Here is a 5,614-nt window from a genome sequence, read left to right on the forward strand (position 1 = left end):
CGCGCCGCCGAACGCGCGGAGCGCGGGGGCGTCGAGCGTCCCCGAGCGCACGCCGCGCTCCTGTCCCCCGCCGTGGAGCACGGGCACGGGGCTGAGCCCTCGCGCGAGCACGAGCGCGCCCGTCCCCACCGGCCCGCCCACCTTGTGCGCGGAGAGGCTCATCGCATCGACGCCCAGGGCGGCGAAGTCCAGCGGCACCTGACCGACCGCCTGGACGGCGTCGGTGTGCACCGGGATCCCGTGGGCGTGTGCCAGCCGGACGAGCTCATGGACGGGCTGCACCGTGCCCACCTCGTTGTTCGCGAGCATGACGGAGCCGAGGCTGGTCCGTTCGGGAGCTTCCGCGAGTGCGGCCTCGGCAGCGGCGAGGTCGAGGAAGCCGGTGCGGTCCACCGGCAGCACCACGAGTTCCGCGCGCTGGGACTCCGGAACCCCGCACTCCATGTGCTCGGCGGTCTCGAGTACCGCGTGGTGCTCGATGCCGGAGACCAGGATCCGCGGACGCACCGCCTCGCGGTTGCGAGCGGCGTGGAGGCCCTGCAGCGCCAGGTTGTCCGCCTCCGTGCCGCCGGCGGTGAAGACGACCTCCGCGGGCTGCGCACCCACGGCCGCGGCCAGACGTGCCCGGGCGGACTCCATGCGCATCCGCGCCTCCTGGCCCTCAGCGTGGAGGGAGGAGGGGTTGCCGCACTCGCGCAGCTCCCGGACATAGGTGTTGAGCACATGCTCCGGCATGGGCGAGGTGGCGGCGTGGTCGAAATATGCTCGCACCGGCGCGATTCTACTAGAGCTCCCCGCCGCCGTGCCCAGGACGGAACCGCTCGCGGACGCGCCGTGGCGGCACCCGGTGCCCGCCCGGCGGCAGTGCCAGGTCCCGTAGAATGTCCGGGTGATTCCCTTGCTGACGTACACCCTGGTGGGCTGCGCACTGCTCCTCGCCGTCGTGTCGCTGGTGCTGGCCGCGCGCAACCGCGCAGCGGGCCGCTGGACCCTCATCGGCACCGCACTGATCCTGCTCCTGCTGCTGGCCCAGGCCGTGGTGTCCATCGTCCTCTGGGGCGACTCCCCGGAGACGGACGGCATCCTGTTCTTCGGCTACCTGCTCACCGCCATCGTGGTCGTCCCGCTGGCCGGCGGCTGGGCGTATGCGGAGCTCTCACGGTGGGGACCCGCCGTCCTCGCAGCCGCAGGGGTCACGGTGGCGGTCATGGTGGTCCGCATGGACCAGATCTGGATCTAGGAGGAGTGCGCACGTGCAGCAGCTGAGCACCAGGCAGGCCCGCGCCGCGGCGCGGGAGGAGAAGCGGGCCCTGCGCCGCGCGCGGTCGCCCTACGCCGCCACCCACACCGGTCCGGGCCGCGTCCTCACAGCCGTCTACGGCATCCTCGCGTTCGCGGCCGCCGGCCGCGCCACCTACCAGCTGCTGCCGCAGAAGTTCCCCGAGGCCCCGTTCGCCTACACGCTGTCCGCGCTCTCCGCGGCGGTGTACATCCTCGCGACGGTCTGCCTGGTGATCGGCAGCCGCACCTCGCACCACATCGCCGTCGCCGCCTGCGTCTTCGAGGCGGTGGGCGTGCTGGTGGTCGGCACACTCAGCCTCACCCATGCCGAGTACTTCGACCACCCCAGCGTGTGGTCCATGTTCGGCGTGGGCTACGGCTTCGTCCCCCTCATACTGCCCTTCATCGGCCTCTGGTGGCTCTACCGCGTGCAGCGCACCGTGGCCGCCGGGTCCGCAGCGCGCTCGGAGTGACCCGGCCGGGAGCGGCCGGCCACGCACCGAATCCGAGCGCGCTCAGTCCGAGGTGGCGCTGGCCAGCATGTACCAGCCCGGCGAGGCGACCTCGGCGCTCGCGCCCTCCGTCGTGACGAGCATGGGCTGGCTGATGTCGATCCGGATGGTGGAGCCCTCGTCGTCGGTCGTCATGACGGCCTCGATCTCGTCGCCGAGGTCCACGAAGTAGTCCTCCGGCACGTTGACCGTGATCTGACAGCGGACCTCCGCGAAGCTCACTCCCCCGCCCTCGGTCGCCAGTGCGTAGTCGCTCAGCGGCATGCCGTCGTACGGCGAGCACTCGACCTCGAGATCCTCGAATCCAGTGTCCTCCGCGCCCAGGCCGCCCACGTAGTCCCGGAAGTCCTTGAAGCCCGCCGCGGCGTAGTCCGGACCTCCCTCCGGCGCCTTCCCGTCCGTGAGGTAGGAGACGGCGCCGTCCACCACCCGGGCCGCCGCCTCCTCATGCTCCGGCGGCGCCTCCTCGACCGCTCCGCGCTCATCGGCGAGCACGGTGGGCACGGACTCCTGCGGCACGAAGACGGACTGCGCGACCGTCCATTCGCCGGCTGCGGAGTCCCGGGTCACGAGCATGGCCTCGGCGTCGTCGATGTCCTCGTCGCGCGGCGTGGCGAAGGCCATGAACCACAGCGGGTAGGACTCGAACATCGGACCGCCTGCGCGCACATCGGCGTAGGAGGCCGCGCCCAGGGTCGAGTCGCTGTGCTCGGCCATGAGCATCTCCGCCCGCGTGCGTTCGAGGAGCGGCCCGGTCTGCACGGCCTCGAGCGCCTCCGGCTCCCCACGCAGCGCCTCGTCCAGGCGCTCGGAGTAGGAAGCGAGGAAGGGGCCCGCCTGACCGGGCTCCAGCGCCGGGCGCTCGTAGGGGGTGAGCTCCGGGCGTGTGGGCTGCGGGAAGTCCGTACCGCAGCCGCTGAGCACGAGCGCCCCCGCGCTCAGGCCCGCGAGCGCTCTCACGGACCGGCGGGAGCGGCCCCGCAGCGTGCTCACGCCGCCAGCCGGTGCCGCGCCGCCGCGTCTCCGTGAGCGTCGAGTGCTGTCGCCGAGGCCATCGCCGTTCCCGCTGTCCGTTCCCGCCTCGCTCCCGGGCCCGCGCCTCGCCGCTCCCGCGGACTCCGCGCGCCGGCGCCTTAGTACGCCGGACGGGCCTGCACCGTTCACGCGCTTGGGCCTCGGGCGGAAGCGGCTCACCCACATGCGGAGGAAGACGAAGGCGGCCAGACCCAGGAACGCCGCGGCTCCGGCGAAGCCCAGCAGCGCCATGCCCAGCACCTCGCCCACCTTCATCGACAGGGTGACCTGCGCGCCCTCGAGAGTGCCCGCGGGCTCCGCGGGCGTGACGACGATGACCTGCGGCTCGGCGTCGAGGTCGAAGGACCGGCTCACCGTGGTGCCGGTGTCCTCCGCCGTCCACCAGTCACGCTCCGGTGCCGGGGCCTCCGGCTGCGGCTCGCCGGCGATGAGCCGGTGATGGGCGGTCTTGGGGAAGTCGACGTCCGTGATCTCCTCATGGGCCACGCCCGTGAGGTAGTCGTCCACGTCGACGCCGTTGGCCGCCCCGAGGAACAGCTCCTGATCCGAGGTGACGGTGAGCGTGGCCTCCGTGTGCTCGAAGGGCACGATCGCCTCGTCGAGGACGAGCGCGTACGCCCCGTCACCGGCGGAGAACGCCTTGGTCGTCGTCTCCTTCTCCGTGCCCACCACGGACAGCGCGGAGAAGGAGAGGCCGGCCAGACCCAGTCCGCACAGCGCGCAGACTATGCCCATCGCCAATCGGATCATCGCACTCGCCTCAGAACAGCGCGCGCATGAGACGACCGCGCGCCTTCACGACGCGGGGATCCTGGGGACCCACGATCTCGAACAGGTCGAGCAGCCGTACGCGCAGGCGCTCCTTGTCCTCCGCCGCGGCTCCCGGCAGGAGTGCCAGCAGACGGGAGAACGCGGCCTCCGCGTCCCCGGCCGCCAGCTGAGCGTCCGCCGCGGCGAGCGCGGCGTCGATGCTGCTCGGGTCCGCGTCCGCAGCGGCGACGGCCGCGGCGGGATCGGTGTCCCCGGTGCGCTTGAGGAGCTCGACGCGGGCGAGGCCCAGCTTGGCGTCCTCGTCCGCGGGCGCCTCTGCGAGTGCCGCCCGGTAGAGCTCCTCCGCACGGGCGAGGTCACCGGCCTCCACTGCCGCCAGGGCCTCGGGGTGGGCCGGGCCGGGGTCCTCTGCCGGAGCCGCTCCCCCGGCAGGCACCGCGATCCTGTTCATGCCCTGCTGAGCGGCGACCGTGACGACCTGGTCGAGGACCTGCCTCACCTGCGCCTCCGGCTGCGCACCCTGGAACAGCGGAGCGGGCTGACCGGCCAGCAGCGCGACGACGGTCGGGATGGACTGCACGCCGAACGCCTGCTGGATGCGCGGGTTCGCGTCGACGTCGATCTTCGCGAGGACCACGCGTCCCTCGTACGACTCGACGACGCGTTCGAGCACGGGGGACAGCTGCTTGCAGGGTCCGCACCACTCGGCCCAGAGGTCGATGACCACGGGGACCTGGGCGGAGAGCTGGACGAGGGCCTCGAACTGCGCCTCGTCGACGTCGAACACCAGGCCGGGGACCTCGACGGCGTTGTCCGGCAGCGCGCCGCCGGCAGGGCCGCCCTGGGCTGCGGCGGCTCCGGGCTGCCCAGCCTCCGGCGGGCGGCCGCGGACGGCGGAGAGATCGAGCCCCTGCGGTGCGGCTCCGTCCTGCTGTGCGTGCGGATCCGGTCCCAGGGATCCGGGAGTCTGGCTCACGTGTCTCACTCCTTGCGAACTCTGCGTTCTCTGTCGTGTGCAGCTCTGCTGCCTGTGGGGCGAGGGTCTGCGAGCGCGGAGGCGGGCGCCTCAGACCAGCTTGGCCCCGGTGTAGACCTCGTTCATGCCCACCATGGTGATGGGATCGTCCTCACCCGACGGGACCACCCAGGTCATGACGAGCTCGGTGGCCTGCTCGAGCTTCTTCGAGGTCTTCTCCTCACCGGTGACCTCCTTCGCCGGCGACGGCAGCGTGAGCGATCCGGTGGTCGACTCCGTGCTGTCCGGCGTGATGGTCGTCTTGGTGCCGATCACACCGGTGACGATGGCGCCGCCGTCCGCCGTGGCCATGGCCGTCAGCTCGTCCGTGCTGCCGGTGTACTCGAAGTCGATCTTCGCGCCGCCCTCCTCAAGGGCGTCACGCTGCTTCTTCTGGTTGTCTGCCACCTGCTTGCGGAAGGCGTCCTCCGTGAATGTCTTCGCGGACTCGGACTCCTCGCCCTTGCCCAGCACGTCCGCGTACGCCTCGGCCACCTTCTCCGGCGCCAGGCGCAGACCGTCCTGCTCAGGGGGGAGGAGCTCCGCTCCGGCGCGGGCGTCCGGGACCTCGGGCAGCTCCGTGCCCGGCTGCAGCGCGGTCTGCGACCACACGGTGTAGTCGGCGCGCGCGTCCTTCTGCGCGAGGACCAGGAGCTGGGTGGTGCCGGACTCGGCGTCACGGGTGACCGCGCTGGTGACGCGCGGCCACTGGTCCGTCGCCGAGGTGTGGTTGACCAGCACCTCGTCCGTCGCCACCGCCGGCGGCAGGCTGGCCTTGTCCCCGGCCTTGTCCTTCACCTCATAGGCGGCCTCGCGCTGGGCGAGGAACGGGCCCGAGGCGCGTGCGGACAGCTTCTTCTCGTCCAGCTTCTCGTCCGCGGCGGAGACCTCCTCGGAGATCCGGGAGAGGATCTCCGTGAGCTGGGCGTCCGTGACGGCGGCCGCGGGGGTGGTGGGAGAGGGCGCGGGCTCTGCCACGGGCAGCTCCTCGGGAGCACAG

Annotated in this window: 5 protein-coding genes and 1 pseudogene; 2 read left to right on the forward strand and 4 right to left on the reverse strand. The window is 72.3% G+C overall.

Annotation, left to right across the window (positions count from 1 at the left end):
* Positions 1–771: aminotransferase class V-fold PLP-dependent enzyme (locus Q0A33_RS11050; RefSeq protein WP_291796327.1), on the reverse strand; the 771-nt coding region annotated here is incomplete at its 3' end.
* Between the two features lie 118 nt (positions 772–889).
* Here Q0A33_RS11050 and Q0A33_RS11055 point away from each other — a divergent pair.
* Both Q0A33_RS11055 and Q0A33_RS11060 read left to right on the forward strand, forming a co-directional pair.
* On the forward strand, positions 890–1,240 hold the full coding sequence (locus Q0A33_RS11055; RefSeq protein WP_291796330.1) for a hypothetical protein: 351 nt from the start codon (positions 890–892) through the stop codon (positions 1,238–1,240).
* Positions 1,241–1,262: 22 nt separating this feature from the next.
* Positions 1,263–1,754 (forward strand): hypothetical protein, encoded by a 492-nt coding sequence (locus Q0A33_RS11060; RefSeq protein WP_291796339.1) that lies wholly within the window; start codon positions 1,263–1,265, stop codon positions 1,752–1,754.
* 42 nt (positions 1,755–1,796) lie between these two features.
* On the opposite strand, the gene Q0A33_RS11065 is transcribed toward Q0A33_RS11060, so the two are convergent.
* The 3 genes and pseudogenes from Q0A33_RS11065 to Q0A33_RS11075 form a co-directional block, all read right to left on the reverse strand.
* On the reverse strand, positions 1,797–3,578 hold the full coding sequence (locus Q0A33_RS11065) for a hypothetical protein (RefSeq protein ID WP_291796333.1): 1,782 nt from the start codon (positions 3,576–3,578) through the stop codon (positions 1,797–1,799).
* A gap of 10 nt (positions 3,579–3,588) precedes the next feature.
* Positions 3,589–4,575 (reverse strand): tetratricopeptide repeat protein, encoded by a 987-nt coding sequence (locus Q0A33_RS11070; RefSeq protein WP_291796336.1) that lies wholly within the window; start codon positions 4,573–4,575, stop codon positions 3,589–3,591.
* A 90-nt stretch (positions 4,576–4,665) separates the two neighbouring features.
* A pseudogene (locus Q0A33_RS11075) lies at positions 4,666–5,614 on the reverse strand (hypothetical protein); the annotation flags it as partial.

Origin of the sequence: Brevibacterium sp., assembly GCF_022712115.1 — a bacterium.
In the GTDB taxonomy this organism is placed as follows: domain Bacteria; phylum Actinomycetota; class Actinomycetes; order Actinomycetales; family Brevibacteriaceae; genus Brevibacterium; species Brevibacterium salitolerans.

Coding starts and splice junctions, on each gene's coding strand:
- Q0A33_RS11065 (WP_291796333.1), bottom strand. CDS start 3,578: ATGATCCGATTGGCGATGGGCATAGTCTGCGCGCTGTGCGGACTGGGT.